Below are 19,810 nucleotides of genomic sequence, written 5' to 3'. Positions count from 1 at the left end.
CCCTGACTTACGAAACCATGTTTCTCACCGCTTAAACAGGAAAGCATTTTTCAGTCCCTCTTTTAAAAGAAGGACTGAAAGGGATTTTTTGGTGAGTGTGCTTCAAAAGAACTTAGTTTTTTAACAACACATTTGGATCCATAGTTTGCACCATTTGCAAACGCTGGTCAGCATAGATGTCGGTATACGGTGCAAGGATGCGCATGAAACGATCGAAATACAGCATCTGTTTAAATAACAAGGCAAAATCACGTGGGAAGCGAATACCGTGACGCTCACCTACTGCAACCATATCCATCATGATGTCATTCAAATCTGCTGGGTTTGAACTAAGCAATTCTTGCGGATCTGCCAACAACACACCACTAAATAAACGCTCAAGATCTGCAGCCAACACCTGAGTATCAATCTTCACAGCGGTCATGCCCATTTTCAGCATATTTTCCGCCATGAGTGCATAATCCGTTTTTTGTAAGGCATCCATAAACGCGATGCAAGCTGTCCATACTTCAGGTTTCAACTGCCCCACAATGCCGAAATCAATAAAACCCACGCGACCATCATCAAGCAGCATCAGATTGCCAGCATGTAGATCAGCATGGAAGCTATTACACATCATCAGGCTACCAAACCATGTATTCATAGCAGTAATCAGGACTTGTGAAGGATCTTTACAGCGTTTTTTAACCACTTCAAAATCTGTTAATGGCACGCCATAAAGACGCTGCATGGTGAGCACACGGCGAGTCGAATACTGGTGATAGACTTTAGGTGCCATCGCCTTATGGTTTTGCGTGATATTGAGATAGTTCACAAAGTCATCCAGATTACTGGCTTCTTCAATAAAATCGACTTCACGAACCATGCGGGTTTTGATTTCTTCCACAATGTCTGCAAGAGATGCAAATTTGACTTTAGGCACTGCTTTTTCTAAAACCTTGGTGGCCCAGTGCAGAACATTTAAGTCGGTATAGAGAATCGTTTCTACACCTGGCTTTTGTACTTTAATCACCACATCTTCGCCCGTCACCAGTTTTGCGGCATGGACTTGGGCAATAGATGCTGAAGCTAAAGGCGTTTCATCAATAGATGCAAAAATCTCAGACAGGTTTCGGCCTTCAAACTCAGATGCCAAAACCCCTTGCACATAACTAAATGGTAAAGATGGCGTTTGGTCTAAACAGCCTTGAAACTCTTCAACATATTCACGTGGAAAAAGTGAAGGTGTACTTGCAATAAACTGACCCAACTTGATATAGGTTGAACCCAAAGACTCAAAGGTTTCACGCATCAGTTTGGCATTACTTGGTTTTTCAGTCGCGTACTTAATACCCGCACGTGCTGCAATGACTGCTGTTTCCCCAACACGGGCAACAGAGCGCAGTCCATCTAAAAAGATATTGTTTTTCATAATATCGGTCAAAAATAAATTGTATTGAGTGTATCAAAGAATGAAAAAATTGTAGGCTTATCTTGCCTGACAAACGGGACAATCTGTATCTTTTTCGAAAGCAAGCAAACGTTGTTTCATACTTAGACCATCCCAAAGCAACAGACGTTGTTTGAGTGCGGTCACATTTAAACCCAAATATAAGAGTGCATGATGCGCTTGAAGGCTGGCCATCACGTTTGGCGTGGTAGCTAAAACGCCCGAATCTGCACAGCGTAGGCTTTCATTCGCATGTTCTTCTTTCGGGAACAAGCATTCATAGCAAGCGGACTCACCTTCCACCATAAACAGTTGCCCTTGAAAACCAATGGCCGATGCACTGATGAGTGGAATATTGGCCACTTTACACTGCTGATTGACCAAATACCGTGTCGTAAAATTATCACAGCCATCGAGGACTAAGTCTTGACCTGCAATTAAACTAGCTGCATTGGTTGTATCAAGTTTTACAGCATGCGCATGAACTTTGATGTAGGGATTGATCTGCTTTAAACGCTGGGCCAAAACCTCTGCTTTATAAAAACCGACATTGTTTTCTACATAGGCAATCTGTCTTTGGAGATTGCTCACTTCGATGGTATCGGCATCTATCAAGCTGATTTGCCCTACGCCAGCACGTGCCAATAACTCCGCAGTCATACAACCAATGCCACCACAGCCTACGATGAGTACATTGGCCAACTTGAGTTTTTCTTGTGCCTCTATATCCCATCCGTCCAATAAAATCTGGCGGCTATAGAGATGCATTTCAGCATTACTCAGTTCTAGACTTTCATCTAACTCGTCCATGATTCAGCCTTTCGCTAAAGAAAATGTTGATGGCGAATTATAACCATGAAACCAAGGTTAGCTATGCACAAATTCAATAAATGCTATGAGCTTTAGATGGCTCAACTTTTTTCATTTTTAAGTAATGGAGATTGAATCATACTAGTTGCCTAGTTAAATTTTCTTAGGCTATTTATACATCTAACTATATTTCTAGCGGTGTTCCACAAGTTACATCCCGCTATAAATGGTTAAAAGAAAAAGCCAGCCTATTTAGAACTGACTGGCTTTAATTCTAATTAGAGTTCAACAAAAAATATGATACGCGAAAATGTCATCTGCAACCTGCATGGTCTAAGCAAGATAATGTTTCTTCGATATCTTTTAATAAATCCAAGAAAAGAACAGGTTTTGCAGGTGACAATGGTTTTGCCTACTTTTGCCGAAACAAAAGTAGGGCGAGCCGCAGGCTAATGACGAAATTGGATGAAAATTCGATAAAACTCCGCCAAGATAATTTTTTTCAATCGGTTAGATCAACAATTACTGCGAATTCGACTTACCACTAAGACCCTTTTATTTTTAAATTAAATTGCAGCTTGTAAAGTTTGCATCTTTGCCACTTCTTGCTGTTTCAGCAAATTACGTTGAATTTTGCCACTCGATGTTTTCGGTAAGCTTTCAACAAACTCTATTTCTTTCGGATAAGCATGTTTAGATAAACGTGAGCGTACATAGGCTTGGAGTTTGCTATCCAACTCTTTTGATGCTTGGTACTGTGGCTTTAGCACCACAAAAGCTTTCACCACTTCAGTGCGCTCTGGATCAGGCTTACCAATCACAGCTGATTCGAGTACTTCAGCACACTCAAGCAAAGTACTTTCGACATCAAAAGGTCCAACACGATAGCCTGACGTTGTAATGACATCGTCAGCACGCCCAACAAAGTCAATACCGCCAATTTCATTGAGCTTGACCGTATCACCTGTTAAATAATACTGTCCCACAAAGGATTTACGATTATTGCCACCATAGCCTTTAAACCATGTCAGTGGTGACTGGCTAAAGTCTATAGCTAGCGTTCCAATTTCACCGCACTTCACTTCTTGGTGGTTCGCATCAAGTACAGCAAAGCGGTGTCCGGGGTTAGCAAAGCCTGCCGACCCGACTTTTTTCTCATGCTCCAGTGCATGATGGTTGGCAATCACCATGCCCAACTCAGTTTGTCCATATTGGTCATAAATGTTGACATTCAGATCATTATTAAACCAATGAATCACTTCTGGGGTTAAAGGCTCACCTGCACTACTGACGGCGCGTAAATGGGTCTTAATGGAAGGATCAAACTTTTCTTTAAAACCAAAGAACATCCGAAAAGCTGTAGGCGAACCCGTTAAGTTACTGACGCGATACTTTTTAATGACTTCAACCGCATGATCGACGCTAAATGCACGCTCATCCATAATGATGCTATGCCCCAAGCTGAGCGGGCCTGTGATTCCGTAGTACAACCCATAAGCCCAGCCCGGATCGGCTAAATTCCAAAATGAATCGTCTTCTCTTAAATCGACTGCATGTTGCATATAACCCTTAAACGCCAAAACAGCTTTTAAAGGGACAGGCACTGATTTCGCCAAACCTGTGGTGCCTGAGGTAAACATCATCAGAAAATCATCATCAAAGCTACGCAAAACAGCTTCACACTGATCGGACTGTTGTTTGACCTCTTGCCAAAAATCAGCTTCATTACTAGTTAAGTTTGTTCCCGCATTTACTGTAAGGATATGTTTGACTTCAACGTGATTTAATTTTGGACGTTGCTCTGCATTGATCACAATCAACTTGGTGTTCGCAGTTAAAACTCGATGTTCAATCGCCTTCGACTCAAAAGCAGTAAACAAAGGCTGATAAATCGCACCGATCCGCCATGTTGCTAAAATCGTAATCAGCAGTTCAGGCGTACGCGGTAACAGCCCTGCGATACAGTCCCCCACTTGAATCCCGATCTTTTTAAAATAATTTGCCAACTGTGCTGAGGCAACATCGAGCTGTTCAAAACTCCATTGCTCTGACTCACCATTTTTTCCTTCCCAGATGAGTGCTGTTTTTTGTAACCCGACATAACGCTGACAGCACTCAATATAGGCATTTATTGCATTGGGTTGGCCGACCAATTGTTCCTGAATCAGTTGCTCATAGTTAAATTCTTGGTGGGCTTGTTCTAATGTCTTCATCACGACAACCTCGTATTATCCATTTTTTTAAGGCCAAATCCACTTTGGCCGTCCATGTTCTTTATCGTTTTAAGCGTTGAACTGACCTCATTGTCAGTTCTATATTATTTGAAAACCTAGAGCAGCTCAGCTGCTCTATTTAATGACTGTACTTAACCGCTGTACCTAGATAACCATGTTTTAAATGCACCTACAATTTCCAAATCCCTCAATGAAAGTGCAGGCTTTGAACATCGACCAAGGTCTAAAACTGAGTCGACTTAAACCTTGGTGACTTCACGTGCAATGACAAGACGCTGGATATCAGATGCCCCTTCATAAATCTGGCTCACACGGACGTCCCTATAAATTCGTTCAACAGGAAAATCTGAAACATAGCCATAGCCACCATAAATTTGAATAGCATCAGAACAAACACGCTCTGCCATGGTTGAGGCAAACAGTTTGGCCATAGAGGCTTCTTTTAAACATGGCAATCCTGCATCCTTCAAAGCGGCTGCATGGAAAATTAACTGACGTGCCGCTTCAATTTGCGTCGCCATATCGGCTAAACGAAAAGCAACTGCCTGATGTTGTACAATTTCAACACCAAAGGCTTTACGGTCATTGGCATATTCAACCGCAGCATCTAAAGCGGCACGAGCCATACCCACTGATTGGGCTGCAATACCGATACGTCCCGACTCCAAATTTGAAAGCGCAATTTTATAGCCTTCGCCTTCAGCACCTAGCAAATGATCTGCCGGAATGCGGCAGTTCTCCAAAACAATGGTTGCCGTATCCGAACAGTGCTGCCCCATCTTTTCTTCTATACGAGAGACAATATAGCCTTCGGTATCGGTTGGGACTAAAAAGCAAGAAATACCTTTCTTCCCCGCAGCTTTGTCTGTGACTGCAAAAACCAAAGCGACTTGTGCATGCTTTCCTGTGGTAATAAATTGTTTGGTTCCATTCAGCACCCACTCATCGCCCTCACGAACAGCTTTACACTCCAACGCACCTGCATCTGATCCTGCTTGTGGTTCAGTGAGACAAAAGCACCCCAACCACTCACCTGTGGCAAGCTTGCTTAAATATTTCTGCTTTTGCGCATCAGTTCCATAACGCTGGGTAATGCCACACGGCAGTGAGTTTTGCACACTGACAATGGTCGAAATCGCACCGTCACCTGCTGCAATCTCCTCAAGTGCCACCACCAGTGAAATATAATCTAAGCCTGCACCACCCCACTCAGGTGAAACAGTCATACCCAAAGCACCTAACTCACCCAGCTCTTTAAGTTCTTGCGCAGGAAACTGTGCGGTTTTGTCACGTTCAGCTGCAGTTGGCTTCAGTTTTTCCTGCGAATAACTACGCAGCATATCCTGAACCATTTTTTGTTCTTCATTTAAAAGCATTAGATATCCTTTTCTATATCAATTATATTCAGTTCAAAATTTCTACTATTTACAGCATTTGGATAGATGTGACGGCGACATGGATGTCGCCTCCGAAACTGAGATACAAGGATGTATCTTCAGTTTCGAAAAGGATTTTTGTTTCTTTTGATCCTTCAAAAGAAAATGAATACGGACACAACGCTATTTTAATTCGATTAGAAATTTGTAGCTCTGTACAGATCATCATTTTCTATAAAAATCTAACTTATTTAGGCTGCATACGAATCGCGCCATCTAAACGAATCACTTCACCATTCAAATAACTATTTTCAAAAATATGCCCCACAAGCTGAGCAAACTCTTGAGGTTTTGCCAACCGCTTCGGAAATGGCACCATTTCACCCAACGCATCTTGTACATTTTGCGGCATCGCCTTCAACATTGGCGTTTCCATAATGCCTGGAGCAATGGTCATCACTCGAATTTTTTCACGTGCTAGCTCGCGTGCCAGCGGCAAAGTCATTGAGACAACCGCGCCTTTCGATGCTGCATAAGCGGTCTGGCCAATTTGTCCGTCATAGGCTGCAACTGAAGCTGTATTCACAATCACGCCACGTTCTTCTTCACCAGATTGAGGTTCATATTTCGCGATTAACTGCGCAGCAAAACGCAGCATATTAAAAGTACCTGAGACATTGATGTTTAATACTTTTTGGAATAACGCCAGCTCATGAATACCATCACGACCCAACACTTTGGCTGAAGGCGCGACACCCGCACAGTTCACCAAACCATTCAATTGTGCATATTCCACCTCGACTTCTTGGAAGAAACTTTGCACGGCGTGCTCATCCGTAACATCAAGGCTTTTAAACTGAGCATTTTCACCCAACTCACGCTGTAGCTCTTCACCTAAAGCTTGGTTCATATCTACCAAAATGACTTTCGCGCCTTGTTCAATCAAATGACGTGCTGTTGCCGCACCTAAACCCGATGCACCACCTGTAACGACAAAAACCTTCCCTTGAATCTTCATTTATTTTTCCTTGTATGATTGAATGCTACGACTTAAGAAGAAATGTAAACACAGAACCCTTTAAGTACAATTTCCAAATATTGCATCTTCCATGATGGTTTTGGACAATGCTCAAAATGCACAATAAAAATATGGAAGCCACTATGACTGCATCGGAACATGCAAACGCCCAGAAAGATTCCATTTCAATTGCTTTGGTACACGAAGCATTGTTTGAAGCTGAAAAGCAGGGATATACAGTTGCTGATATTTTAAAAAATGCAGGCATCAATAGCGAATTGTTAAGTGCGACAAAAGCACGAGTCTCAGTCAATCAATATGCACAGCTCTGGACTGAACTGGCCAATGTGATGAATGATGAGTTTTTTGGAATGGATCGCCATGCTATGCGCCGTGGCAGTTTTCAGTTTTTATCTAAAACACTGTTACACACCACCCAGCTGGACCAAGCCATTCAGCATATTTTGCAGTTTATGAATCTGGTGCTAGACGACTTTAGCAGTCAGCTCATGGTACAAGAACATTATGCCTATATTGTGATTTACGAACGACAACAGCCCAAGCGTATGTTTAGTTACGCAACTTACATCATGCTAATTCATGCCCTAATGTGTTGGCTGGTTGGGCAACGAGTGATTTTGAATCAAATTCAACTCAAATGTGATACACCTACAGATGACATCGATTACAAAGTTCGTTTTTGTGAAAATATCCAGTATCAAATGGCTGAAAACTATATTCAGTTCGATGCCAATTATTTAAAAATGCCCATAAAACAGGACAGTAAATCGTGGTATCAATTTATTCAGCAAACCCCACATATTTTATTGACCCGTTATAAAAATCCACATTCAACCAGTGCCCAAATTCGTCGCTATTTAATGCAAGAACCCCCGACCCAGTGGCTTGAACTGTCTGAAATTGCCCATCATTTCAATATGTCTGAGGCGACTATTCAGCGGCGACTGAAAAGTGAAGGTTTTAGTTATCAACAGCTCAAAAATGATATACGCCGCGATATGGCCATTGAGCTGCTCAGTAACAGCCAAGTATCATTACAAGACATTAGCACTGAACTCAATTTTCATGATCCGAGTGCTTTCCATCGTGCTTTTAAAAAGTGGACTGGGGTCAGCCCCGGCGCCTATCGTCAAAATAAGGATACTTAACTTAGGTCGATTGGTATAGGCAACTACGTGACGCCCTTGCTCTTTCCACATAACAAATAACCAACCCATACCATTCTCTCGTTAAAGTAAACCTCAACATTCTATTGTTCTGGGTTTGGTTTTGATTGGCCAAAGGAAATGTCAACAGAGCTTATAAATTAAATTGAATTTTTGATGCTCACTCATCGGAAAATCAGGGTGCTGTCGCACTTTGTCACTGACTTAAAAAAATTACCTGCCATAGTGATCTCGTCATATTGTTTTACACAATATTGAATAAAAACATCATGGAGGGAACACATGAGCACCCAACTAAATAAAAACTTAATGAAAAATATCAGATGGTTATCATTACTGCTGTGTACGCAGCAAGCGATAGCAGACTCATACATTTATGTGACCAATACTACCCCTGAAACAGTATCCGTCAATATTAATCATCATGGTACACGCACCTTAACTCAAGGGAGTCAATGGGCTCAAGAAGCCACCCAAATTGCACCTTATGAAACCAAACGTGTACTGCGTTTTAACCGTTATACTGGGGTAAAGTCAGGTCAAACCTATAATTTTGATACCGTGATTACTGGCGGTGGTTCAAGCATCACCCTGAAACAATCGATGACTGGCACTTGGTCTGGCAGTGATATTAAACACTCTGCATCTGGCAGTGATTTCTCTGCACCATGGTTTAACGATCGTAACATTCAGCGCTTCAACACCAATTATGCAGGAAAAGCAGCGCAGACTGCTTTTAAAGCTGAATACACTGGTGGCTATGACGACTTCCACTACACTATCCATCAAAATACCGTGCCAGAACCCGTTGCCAGCAGTGCCGATGAGTTTAAAGTTTTAACCTACAATATTTATGCTCTTCCTTTGGTGGCAAGTAAAATTGATTCGCGTTTAGGGCAACTGCCGCAAAACCTAAAAGGCTACGATGCGATCTTGTTCCAAGAAACCTTTGCTTCTGGTCGTACTGCCATGTTGGCCAAATTAGCGCAGGAATATCCGTACCAAACTTATATTCCAATCGGTTCAGGCTTCAATATTTATGACAGCGGCATATTGGTTGCAAGTCGCCATCCAATTGTAAAAACGGATCATTTTATTTACCCGAGCTGTACGGGGATTGACTGTTTTGCCGATAAAGGCGTGATTTATGCTGAAATTCTCAAGAATGGCAAAGCCTACCATGTGACCTCCACGCATACCGCATCGTTTGATACCGACGCGGCACGTGATATGCGCCAGTAACAATTTAAGCAAATCCGCGCTTTGGTCGATAAGCAAAATATTCCATCATTTGATGCCGTGCTCATGGGCGGTGACTTTAATGTCAACAAACTCCTGTGGCCGCAAGATTATGCGCAAATGCAAATCAACTTGAATGGTACGGTCCCAGTCAGCACAGGATATACCGAATCGACCTTCGATCCACGAGTGAATAAACTCGCAGGTGCAGGACTTACGGGTGGCTCTACCGTAGAGTATTTAGACTACGTGGTGTCATCCAATAACCACCGTCAGCCTATGCAAGCACGTAATGATGTCCGTATTCTTCGCTCGGCTGCCGCCCCCGTATTTATGACTTGGGACTTATCTGACCACTTCCCAGTAATGGGTCAATTCCAATACAACCCATAAGGAAGAATAATGAAGCGCTTTGGGCTTATCGCTTTGGTGCTGAGTGTATTGGTAATCGGTGTGGTGATATGGTTGGGCCTTGGCTCATCATATGCCACATCGGGTCAAACTCAGGCATCCTCACCGTCCCTTACAGAGACTGCTCAACCCAGCAGTTTGCAAGAGAAGCTTGCCGCTGCAAACAATGACGAGTCAAGAATGCAGCAACAACAGCAACAAGAATCCATCCAAAAAATGATTCAACACTTTCAAAAAAACCCGGGCAATATCACACAATTATTAAACCCGTTACAACAAAACTGCCCTGATACCAACTGTCAGGCATTATTAAAACAGGTATTGGACGAATATCCAGATCAACAGTTTGCTCAAACTTTAAAACAATTGATAGAACGCCTACCACTGTACGAAAAAGAAATGCAAGCTAAAACCATGTCCACACAAATGACACCGCAACAGCGTTATCAGGAGATTTGGAACTTACGTGAGCAGACTTTAGGTAAGCAAGAAACCCAACTCGGCTTTGCTGAAGAAAAAGAGTTTGCCAGCTATCAGTTTGCTTATGGTGAACTCTTGAGCCGCGCACCGCACTTGACCTTACAACAACGACTGAGTGAACTTGCGCAACTACAGCAACAATATAAAAACCCGAGCAAAAATATTGATGGTCAGAGTGGTAGTTATGATAAAGCCCTTAAATTGGCTTTAATTGGCGTCACCGACCCAATACAGCAACAAGAAATTACCCAACAAATTCGTAACAGCTACTTTTCAGGCAAAGAAGCGGCGCAGTTGGCTGAACGCGAACAACAAGTCGCTCGACAACAACAACAGATCGCCAGTTATCAATCTGAGCTTGCTGCTCTCAACCAAGAAATGAACCAGCAAAAACAAAACTTAGCTGAAAGTGCATGGCAACAGCAATATCAACTCCGTCTAGAACAACTGAGGCAAAAGCACTTTAACTAGTGGCTTAAACGTTCATCATTCTCCACACCAAACAAAGATAGCTAAAGCAAGGTGATATACCTCATGTTGCTTTAGCTGGTCCTTATAAATTGCAATTCCACGATGTTTTGAGTTCGCATCAGTGATGCGTAAAATATAGACCATTGCAATGACAATATTAATAAATTATTATAATTCAACATCTTAAATAAAAATAAAAGAACTTTTTGATTAAAACTCCACAATATTTCACATTGAATACTTCTTTTTGATCGATCCGAGTCCATTGGAACAATAGTGTAAAATTCAAATAGGAATTCTATTTAATAAATTCAAGCTTTTCACTTACTTAACAAATCCATCTTTCATTTATCGGAATCTATTTGCAAAAAGTTCCAAAATGGATTATTTTTCAACCAATTTTAAAGCATTCTTTAATGCTTATTTTCCGGCTGTACTCCCCCTGTTTAATCACCTTATTTCTTTTAAAGGTTATGACATGCTTAAAATGATTGATGTTCTCGATCAACGTCTGGTGCAAAACTTTACTCAAGCTTTGCAGTCTCCTACCCCACAATTTGAAGAGCAACTGGATCAAGGTATTCTCAATGCATCAGACCTTGAATTAAATCATGCTGTTACTGCATTTTTTAATGAAGTTAATGCGATTGAAGCTGCTCAAGCATTGGATATTAGTGCTGACCGTATTCAAGCCCTGCAGTTAGGTGCATCGTTTAAAGATGAACAATATTTAGCTGATCTAAAGAAAATTGTGACACTTTGTCTTGCACTTGAAACTGATGCTTTAGAGCAAGTTGAAGTGTTTGACAGCTTACAAGACTATCCTATGTAAGCTTGCAGCCCCCTTAAAAAAAGCGACTATTACAGTCGCTTTTTTACATTCAAAATGAATGATTTAGTTATGCAATCTTCATATAAGAAGAAATTATTCTATGCTTTTTTAAAGTTATTCTATACTTAAAAAACCGCAAAAAGCTCAATCAAGTTATTAAAATTCAGATACTTAAATTAAGATTATCTGCTTATTTCAATTTAATATTTTATTATCCATTTTTCTTTTTTTATTTTTCGCATACATAAGGTTAAAAGAACCCACAAATGAACTTATTTAAATGATGCAACATGAAAAACTTTAAACTACTGAGCACTTCACTGATTTTAGGTTTGATCGGCTCGTATGCCCATGCCGCTATTCCAGACACGCTCAAACTCGATTATGCCTACTACGCACCAACCAGCCTCGTAGTGAAAGAACAAAAGCTGTTAGAAAAAGCCTTACCTAAAACTGAAATTAAATGGGTGTTTAGCCAAGGCAGTAACCGTTCACTGGAATATTTAAATAGTGGCAGTGTAGATTTTGCTTCAACCGCAGGGCTTGCAGCCGTACTCAGTCGTGCCAACGGCAGTCCAATCAATACCGTTTATATCCAAAGCCAACCTGAATGGACCGCTTTGGTGGTTGCTAAGAACTCCCAAATTAAAAGCCTAAAAGACTTAAAAGGAAAAAAAATTGCCGCAACCAAAGGCACAGATCCATTTCTGTTTACCTTACAAGCGCTGGATACAGTGGGTCTAAATAAACGTGATGTACAACTGGTTCACTTACAACATCCGGATGGCAAAACGGCTTTAGAACGTGGTCAAGTCGATGCTTGGGCAGGCTTAGATCCATTGATGGCATCGGCACAAGTGCAATCTGGCGCAAAACTGCTGTATCGAAATATTGGGTTTAACAGTTATAGCGTGCTCAGTGTCAAAGAGTCTTTTACTCAGCAAAGTCCCGAAGCCATTGAAGCCGTGATTAAAGCTTATGAGCAAGCACGTAAATGGGCCAAAGCTAATCCAGAGAAATTGGCGGAGTTACTGGCACGCGAGTCCAAACTGCCGTTGAATGTCGCAAAATTACAACTAAGCCGTACCAACTTTGATCAAAACATTCCGTCAGCCAAACAGATTGCTGCATTACAAAAGTCTGGCGGCATTTTGAATGAAGAAGACTTAGTCCGTAAAGGCACCAATGTAAATCAAGTCGTGACTCAGTTGTTTAAGCCACAATATGCACAAAAGGTTGTAAGCAAATAATGACTAAGTCAGTCGCGAGCTCTTTCAGCCCTATTGTAGTAAAAAAAAGTTCCTCATTTCAGTTGAAATTGAAGAGTTTTCTCAAAGCGATCACCCTTCCAGTACTCTTACTGATTGCTTGTGAATATCTGGTCCGAGCAGGTTTTATTGAATCTTATTTATTGCCTGCTCCCACTAGTCTATGGCAAACCTTTCTAGATTTATGGCAGGCAGATTTATGGATGCATGTCTGGACCAGTACATGGCGGGTGTTTTTAGGATTTTTTATTGGGAGTGCTCTGGCTTTAATGTTTGCGATTTTGGTGGGACTCAATAAACAGGTTGAAGCATTTTTAGAACCCAGTTTTTCAGCGATCAAATCCATCCCGAGCTTAGCGTGGATTCCTCTACTTTTACTGTGGTTGGGAATTGATGAAGAATCGAAGATTACCCTAATTGCAATTGGCGCATTTTTTCCGACCTATACCAACACTGTCGCAGCCATTAAAGGGGTTGATCGCAAGCTCATCGAAGTCGCACAAGTCTATCGACTGAAGTACTGGCAACAAGTGCAACAGATTATTTTGCCTGCGGCATCTCCGGGAATTTTAACGGGACTGCGCAACAGTTTAAGTTTGGCATGGATGTTTATGATTGCAGCAGAACTCATTGCAGCGACACAAGGCATAGGCTACTTACTGAGTGATGGCCGAGAAACTTCACGTCCTGATATTGTGATCTTAGCGATTATTCTTTTAGCCGTGCTCGGAAAATTCAGTGATAGCATCATGAAAGCCATCGAGACTTGGCTACTCCGTTGGCGTGACGTATTTGGAACATAAGGTAGAAAAAATAAAAGCGCATCGAATGCGCTTTTATTTTGGAGGGAACAATGAAATTATTGTGTCCACTGCCCTAAAGTAACGCGGTCATTTCCACCATAATCTTTCACCGTACGGACTTGTTTATAGCCCGCTTCTTTAAAGATTTTCTGTACAGCGTCACCTTGATCATAACCATGCTCAAGTACCACCCAGCCATCAAGAGTTAAATGCTTTTTACCTTGCTGGATAATGACTTTCAAATCAGCCAAACCATGATCTGCCGCAATTAGAGCACGTTCAGGCTCAGTTGCTAAGTCTTGCATGTGAGCATCATCGGCATCGATGTACGGTGGATTCGATACAATCACATCAAAAAACTTTCGATTTAGCGGTGCAAACCAACTGCCACACACAAAAGTCACATCATTTAAGTCATGCTTTTCTGCATTTTGCTGCGCAACGGCTAAAGTTGGCTCATAAATATCGGTCGCCGTGATGTCCCATGTGTCCCGTTCACTGGCCAATGAAAGCGCAACCGCACCCGTCCCCGTACCTAAATCGACAATGCGGGCATCTTCAGGTAAGTCTAATCGTAATACAGTTTCTACCAGTACCTCGGTATCTGGACGTGGCACTAAAGTGTCAGGAGTGACAATCAAATCTAGCGTCCAAAACGGCTGTGAACCTGTCACATAGGCCAAAGGTTCACCTGCTTCGATTCGTGCCAAGGCAGCAACATAGGCCTGCTCTTGTTCATTGGTCAGCACTTGATCTTTTTTCATAACCAAATCGAAAGAATCAATTTTGGTGATGTGTTCCAGCAACCATGCGTTCTCTTGACGTTCGTAACTCTCAGCTTCACCACGTAAAGCCAAAGCTTGGGCAATATTCATTATCCACCATTCTGCTGTGCAAGCATCGCAAGCTGATCTGCTTGATATTCACGATGTAAGCTATCTAATAGTTCAGTTAAATCGCCTTCCATAACCGCGTCTAACTTGTATAAAGTTAAGTTAATACGGTGATCGGTCATACGACCTTGCGGGTAGTTATAGGTACGGATACGTTCTGAACGATCACCCGAGCCGACCAAGTCACGACGCATTTCAGAAGTTGCTGCATCAGCTGCCGCACGTTTTGCATTTTCCAAGCGTGAAGCAAGTAAAGCCATCGCTTTGGCTTTGTTTTTATGTTGTGAACGTTCTTCCTGACATTCCACCACGGTTCCTGTTGGAATATGAGTAATACGCACAGCCGAATCGGTTTTGTTGATGTGCTGACCACCCGCACCTGAGGCGCGGTAGGTATCAATACGTAAGTCTGATGCATTAATCTCAACCGTTGTATCAACATCAATTTCAGGCAAAATCGCAACGGTACACGCCGAAGTATGTACACGACCTTGAGACTCCGTTGCAGGCACACGTTGTACACGGTGCGCGCCACTTTCAAACTTCAAACGGCCGTAAACACCCTCACCATTCACCAAACAAATAATTTCTTTATAACCACCGTGTTCGCCTTCATTTTCAGACAACACTTCAATACGCCAGCCTTGTGATTCAGCGTACTTGGTGTACATGCGGTATAAGTCACCCGAGAAAATAGCGGCTTCATCACCGCCTGTTCCCGCTCGAATTTCCAAATATGCAGAGTTCGCATCATTTGGATCTTTCGGAATCATTAAAATATTTAAATCAGCTTCTAAAGACGCAATAATGGCTTTATTTTCTTTAATTTCTTCAACAGCCATTTCCTTAAAATCAGGATCTGACAGCATCGCTTCAGCCGTTTCAATATCAGCTTCAGCTTGTTTGTACTTGGTCCAAACTTCTGTGATTTCGCTTAAATCACTATGTTCACGTGACAACTGACGAAAGCGTTTGTTATCCGAAATGACTTCTACATCTGCAAGTAATGCTGTTAATTCTTCGTGACGGTCAGAAAGTTGATCTAATCGTAAACGTAACGATTCTTTCATTAGGAAAATATCTCAATATAAAGGCTGCAATACAGTTTCACAGCACCAAAAAATTTGCGCTTAGTTTAACGGCTCTATCACGCAAAGAACATCTTTATTCAATCCTGAGCGACGTTTACTTTATACGCCTCAGTAGATTGATACACTTTTAAAGCATGTTTATGACCTTACTAACGCTTAAAAAATGCAAAACAGCTTATTTCATATACACCTTTTTAATAGGCCATTTCAGCTCAAAATTCAGAGTGTGTGATGTGGGTATAGGATTTTAGACCACGCCTATAAGTGATAATCTACTCCCCAATAAGCATGGGAAATGCTTGTTTTTGGAGTCAACCATGACACGAAGAAAACGTCGTAATCATTCAGCAGAGTTTAAAGTTAAAGTTGCTCTCGCAGCAATTAAAGGCGACCACACACTCGCTGAACTTTCTACTCAATTCGACTTACATCAAAACCAAATCATCGATTGGAAAAATCAACTGCTTGAGCAATCAGTCAATATTTTTTCACGACCAACAGCACAACAAGAACCAGAGATTGACCTCAAAGCTCTACATGCCAAGATAGGACATCAGGCATTGCAAATTGATTTTTTAGAAGGTGCGCTCAGAAAAATAGGGCAGCTGAGCGGCAAAAAATGATCGATAAGACCCATCAACTTTCGGTACGACAACAATCGCAATTGATTCAAATCAATCGCAGTACGTTGTATTACAAGCCCAAAGAGATTTCATCAACTGATTTGAGTTGGATGCGTCTAATCGATGAAATTCATCTCGACTACCCATTTATGGGCAGTCGAATGATACGAGATATGCTACAGCGTCAAGGACATCAAATAGGTCGGCGTAAAGTCCGACGTTTAATGCGCTTGATGGGAATACATGCCTTGTATCCAAAACCCAATACCAGTAAGCCTAATCTTGCACACCGTATTTTCCCATATCTGTTGAAAAACATGGTCATCGATCACTCTAATCAAGTCTGGTGTACAGATATCACGTACATTCCTATGGCTAAAGGCTTTGTCTATCTGTGTGCAATTATAGATTGGCATAGTCGTAAAGTACTGGCTCATCGTGTATCGATCAGTATGGAAACAGACTTTTGCATAGATGCGTTGCAAGAAGCAATTGTGAAATATGGTTGTCCAGAGGTGTTTAATACAGACCAAGGCAGTCAATTCACAAGCGAGGCATTTTTGAATGAGTTAAAATTGCGAAATATCCGTATCAGTATGGATGGGAAAGGACGATGGATGGATAATGTGATGATTGAGCGTTTATGGCGCAGCGTGAAGCATGAGGAAGTCTATTTGAAGGCTTACGATACGGTTAAACAAGCGAAACAATCAATTGCTGAATATTTGGATTTTTATAACATGATACGTCCTCATTCAAGTTTGAATAAGGCAACACCGGATGAATTTTATGATCAACATTTACTAAAAGTAATGGCAGCATAATTTAAATATTTAGAGCGGATTTATCACTTATAAAACTGAATTGAGTGGTCTAATTAACGGAACCACATTAGTGAACTGCATCACTCCTAGGTTTATCCACATTTGCATGATTTTGGATAAATTTCATTCTGCTTATTCACATTTGTAATAAAACTGATACAAACAAGAAACCAACGGGTTTCAATTTAGTTTTAACTCTCCACAATTAACTGGAATCTTTTTGTTACATTAGCCACATCGAAAAAAGTAAGACAGTTCAACCAATGTTGGACATGGAGAAACACATGAAACTTAATACACTCTTAATGTCAGCAACATTAGCAACGGCATCTATGTTTACTGCAACTGCGTATGCAGACAGCACAACTCGCGTTGCAGCAGCCAGTGCTTTAGGTAGTGTTGCAGGGACAGCAATTGGTAAAAACATGGGCGGCACAACTGGTGCAACCATCGGTGCAGCACTCGGTGGTGCAGGTGGTGCAGCAGTTGCAAGTGACAAACGTCATCGTACTGAATCTGCTATTGGTGGTGCGATCGGTGGTGGTGCGGGCTATACCGTAGGTAAAAGCATGGGCGGCACCAATGGTGGCTATGTGGGTTCTGCATTAGGTGCAGCGGGCGGTGCAGCACTCGGCAACAAAATCTCAAAAGATAAACAGTATGACTCTTACCATGGTAAAAAATGGAAGAAAAAACATAAACACCATTAATTAGCTGCATCGTAAAGATGTCATTGAAAGCACCTTCGGGTGCTTTTTTATGGCACAGATTTAGACGCAATAGTACTCTAGCCAAACTGGTAGAAAATACGAAGAGTCGTTACACAGCACTTACCAAAGCAACGGTTTCGATAAAATTTCTCTTCATTATTCTTCCCACTTGTTTCGCTAAAGTGAAATCAAGACAAAATAGACATGCTCTTAGGAGTTTAAAAATGAAAATTAAATCAATTTTAATGAGTACCGTAATTGCAGCTTCAGCATTAACGATGACCACAACATATGCAGGTAATACAACCAATACTGCACTAACATCTGCATTAGGTGGTGTTGTCGGTGCCGCGATTGGTAACCAAATGGGTGGACAAACAGGCGCGATGATTGGTTCTGCCATTGGTGGTGGTGCAGGTGCAGCCGCTTCAGCCAACAAACGTGACCGTAATGGTGCAATCATTGGTGGAGCACTCGGTGGTGCTGGTGGTTATACCGTAGGTAAAAACATGGGCGGTACCAATGGTGGGTATATTGGTGCAGGTCTCGGTTCAGCGGGTGGTGCAGTTCTAGGTAAAAAAGTCTCTGAAGACCGTCGTTATGATGACGAATATGACCGCCGTTACGACGACCGTTATGATCGTCGTTATGACAGCCGTGGCTACCGTAATAGCAATTATAAATATAATGGTCACAACTACCGTGGTGACAATGGCCGTCACTTAGGCTGGTACAAAAACGGTAAACGCTAAGTACCGCATAAAACATTTTCAAATAAAAGAGCACCTTCGGGTGCTTTTTTATTTATCTGACAACTACACTCAAAAAAGACACTGCATCGTTTCTACTGAATGCAGCAGCTTACCACTTTGGTTTTAAACGCATGTGTGGCTGGTGCTGTTCAACGATGTTGAATATAAATTTTGTTTCATTTTTAAATCAATACCTTATATAAAACAATCAGAACATCGAATAAAATCGATATACAAGATAGCACTTATATCGTATTATTTCGATATATAAAACAAAACTGAGAAATAGAATGCGCACGTTGTCCGAGACTCAATTTTCTATTTTAGAATTAGCTCCTGTCCGCGAAGATCAAACTGTACAACTCACCCTACAGCATAGCTTAAAGTTGGCCCAACAAGCTGAGCGTTTAGGCTATAGTCGACTTTGGCTTGCAGAACATCATAATATGGATGGTATTGCCAGCTCTGCAACTGCGGTGCTACTCGGCTATTTACTCGCAAATACCTCAACCTTAAAGGTAGGTTCAGGTGGTATCATGCTCCCGAACCATGCCCCACTGATCGTAGCGGAGCAATTCGGTACGCTTGCGACACTCTATCCAAACCGGATTGAATTAGGTTTAGGTCGAGCACCAGGTACAGACCAAGTGACCATGCGCGCACTTCGCCGTGGCCGTCAAGAAACTGAAGATCAGTTCCCACAAGATGTCTTAGAAATTCTGCATTACTTTAAAGACGCTGAACCAAATCAGCGCATCATTGCAACTCCGGGGCAAGGGACACATGTGCCTGTATGGCTACTCGGTTCAAGTTTATTTAGTGCACAACTGGCTGCAAAACTAGGTCTTCCCTACTCTTTTGCATCACACTTTGCACCGCGTATGCTGAAACAAGCGATTCAGCTCTATCGTGAAAACTTTGAACCCTCTGAGTACTTATCCAAACCTTATGTATCTATGGGTGTCCCGACGGTCGTTGCTGAAACCGATGCTGAAGCTGAATATCTAGCAACCAGTGCCTACCAACGAGTTTTAGGTCTCATGCGCGGTCAAAGTTTAAAGTTAAAAGCACCAATTGCCAGTATGGACGGTCTATGGTCACCTTCGGAAAAAATGTCAGTAGACAGTTTTTATGCCATGGCGCAAATCGGCTCCAATGGCACGGTGAAAGAAGGCTTGAAACAGCTTCTTTTGGAATATGATGTTGATGAGTTTATTTTCACCTGTGACATCTATGACACGGACAAACGTTTAGAAAACTTTGAACGTCTCATGCAGATCAAAAACAGTTAAGTACAAATGAAGTGAATCGCCTTATGCGTATTAATGCATACCCATAAGGCGACGTGCATAAATGAAT

Annotated in this window: 16 protein-coding genes and 1 pseudogene; 10 read left to right on the top strand and 7 right to left on the bottom strand. The window is 41.8% G+C overall.

The window, feature by feature from the left end; translation table 11 throughout:
- Positions 1-112 precede the first annotated feature (112 nt).
- The 5 genes from AC4MDD_RS06640 to AC4MDD_RS06620 all read right to left on the bottom strand — a co-directional run bounded on the left by AC4MDD_RS06640 (position 113) and on the right by AC4MDD_RS06620 (position 6,867).
- The gene (locus AC4MDD_RS06640; RefSeq protein ID WP_078426644.1) at positions 113-1,411 is read right to left on the bottom strand and encodes an ABC1 kinase family protein; all 1,299 of its coding nucleotides are present in this window, start codon (positions 1,409-1,411) and stop codon (positions 113-115) included.
- 57 nt (positions 1,412-1,468) lie between these two features.
- Positions 1,469-2,239 carry a HesA/MoeB/ThiF family protein gene (locus AC4MDD_RS06635; protein WP_004696494.1) on the bottom strand — a complete coding sequence of 257 codons (771 nt, stop codon included), beginning with the start codon at positions 2,237-2,239 and terminating at the stop codon, positions 1,469-1,471.
- Positions 2,240-2,805: 566 nt separating this feature from the next.
- Positions 2,806-4,452, bottom strand: a complete 1,647-nt coding sequence (locus tag AC4MDD_RS06630; RefSeq protein WP_078389333.1) for an AMP-binding protein — start codon at positions 4,450-4,452, stop codon at positions 2,806-2,808.
- A 260-nt stretch (positions 4,453-4,712) separates the two neighbouring features.
- Entirely contained in the window at positions 4,713-5,849 is a 1,137-nt protein-coding gene (locus AC4MDD_RS06625; protein WP_078389332.1) for an acyl-CoA dehydrogenase family protein, read from the bottom strand.
- 247 nt (positions 5,850-6,096) lie between these two features.
- Positions 6,097-6,867: a 3-hydroxyacyl-CoA dehydrogenase gene (locus tag AC4MDD_RS06620; RefSeq protein WP_114836743.1), complete on the bottom strand. Its 771-nt coding sequence runs from the start codon at positions 6,865-6,867 to the stop codon at positions 6,097-6,099.
- 143 nt (positions 6,868-7,010) lie between these two features.
- Here AC4MDD_RS06620 and AC4MDD_RS06615 point away from each other — a divergent pair, with 143 nt between their 5' ends.
- The 6 genes and pseudogenes from AC4MDD_RS06615 to AC4MDD_RS06590 all read left to right on the top strand — a co-directional run bounded on the left by AC4MDD_RS06615 (position 7,011) and on the right by AC4MDD_RS06590 (position 13,558).
- Positions 7,011-8,036 carry an AraC family transcriptional regulator gene (locus AC4MDD_RS06615; RefSeq protein ID WP_114836744.1) on the top strand — a complete coding sequence of 342 codons (1,026 nt, stop codon included), beginning with the start codon at positions 7,011-7,013 and terminating at the stop codon, positions 8,034-8,036.
- A 327-nt stretch (positions 8,037-8,363) separates the two neighbouring features.
- Positions 8,364-9,686: pseudogene (locus tag AC4MDD_RS06610) on the top strand (sphingomyelin phosphodiesterase).
- A gap of 9 nt (positions 9,687-9,695) precedes the next feature.
- Positions 9,696-10,655: a lipase secretion chaperone gene (locus AC4MDD_RS06605; protein ID WP_419381075.1), complete on the top strand. Its 960-nt coding sequence runs from the start codon at positions 9,696-9,698 to the stop codon at positions 10,653-10,655.
- A 478-nt stretch (positions 10,656-11,133) separates the two neighbouring features.
- Positions 11,134-11,487 carry a hypothetical protein gene (locus AC4MDD_RS06600; RefSeq protein ID WP_029575052.1) on the top strand — a complete coding sequence of 118 codons (354 nt, stop codon included), beginning with the start codon at positions 11,134-11,136 and terminating at the stop codon, positions 11,485-11,487.
- 290 nt (positions 11,488-11,777) lie between these two features.
- Complete coding sequence (locus tag AC4MDD_RS06595; protein WP_279687420.1) at positions 11,778-12,737, top strand: aliphatic sulfonate ABC transporter substrate-binding protein; 960 nt, start codon at positions 11,778-11,780, stop codon at positions 12,735-12,737.
- Positions 12,737-13,558: an ABC transporter permease gene (locus AC4MDD_RS06590; RefSeq protein WP_490747573.1), complete on the top strand. Its 822-nt coding sequence runs from the start codon at positions 12,737-12,739 to the stop codon at positions 13,556-13,558. The genes AC4MDD_RS06595 and AC4MDD_RS06590 overlap by 1 nt, the downstream gene beginning before the upstream one ends.
- Before the next feature lie 56 nt (positions 13,559-13,614).
- Here the strand turns inward: AC4MDD_RS06590 and prmC are convergent, their stop codons facing one another.
- On the bottom strand, positions 13,615-14,433 hold the full coding sequence (gene prmC / locus AC4MDD_RS06585) for a peptide chain release factor N(5)-glutamine methyltransferase (RefSeq protein WP_419381073.1): 819 nt from the start codon (positions 14,431-14,433) through the stop codon (positions 13,615-13,617).
- On the bottom strand, positions 14,433-15,521 hold the full coding sequence (prfA, locus tag AC4MDD_RS06580; RefSeq protein WP_004982013.1) for a peptide chain release factor 1: 1,089 nt from the start codon (positions 15,519-15,521) through the stop codon (positions 14,433-14,435). Before prfA ends, prmC begins: the two co-directional genes overlap by 1 nt.
- 338 nt (positions 15,522-15,859) lie before the next feature.
- On the opposite strand from prfA, the gene AC4MDD_RS06575 reads away from it, so the two are divergent.
- The 4 genes from AC4MDD_RS06575 (at position 15,860) to AC4MDD_RS06560 (ending at position 19,743) form a co-directional block, all read left to right on the top strand.
- Positions 15,860-16,989 (top strand): IS3-like element ISAcsp5 family transposase gene (locus AC4MDD_RS06575; protein ID WP_100607972.1). Its coding sequence is split into 2 segments (ribosomal slippage): positions 15,860-16,112 and positions 16,112-16,989, totalling 1,131 coding nucleotides; the frame shifts between segments, so codons are not numbered across the junction.
- A gap of 284 nt (positions 16,990-17,273) precedes the next feature.
- Entirely contained in the window at positions 17,274-17,699 is a 426-nt protein-coding gene (locus AC4MDD_RS06570) for a glycine zipper domain-containing protein (RefSeq protein WP_004696467.1), read from the top strand.
- A 224-nt stretch (positions 17,700-17,923) separates the two neighbouring features.
- On the top strand, positions 17,924-18,451 hold the full coding sequence (locus tag AC4MDD_RS06565) for a YMGG-like glycine zipper-containing protein (protein ID WP_078389325.1): 528 nt from the start codon (positions 17,924-17,926) through the stop codon (positions 18,449-18,451).
- A gap of 290 nt (positions 18,452-18,741) precedes the next feature.
- The gene (locus tag AC4MDD_RS06560; protein ID WP_078389324.1) at positions 18,742-19,743 is read left to right on the top strand and encodes an LLM class flavin-dependent oxidoreductase; all 1,002 of its coding nucleotides are present in this window, start codon (positions 18,742-18,744) and stop codon (positions 19,741-19,743) included.
- Positions 19,744-19,810: the final 67 nt, after the last annotated feature.

Source organism: Acinetobacter sp. CAU_H_29a_1 (assembly GCF_058599505.1).
Note: the sequence above shows the minus strand (reverse complement) of the source record. Positions and strands in the feature narration are given on the sequence as shown.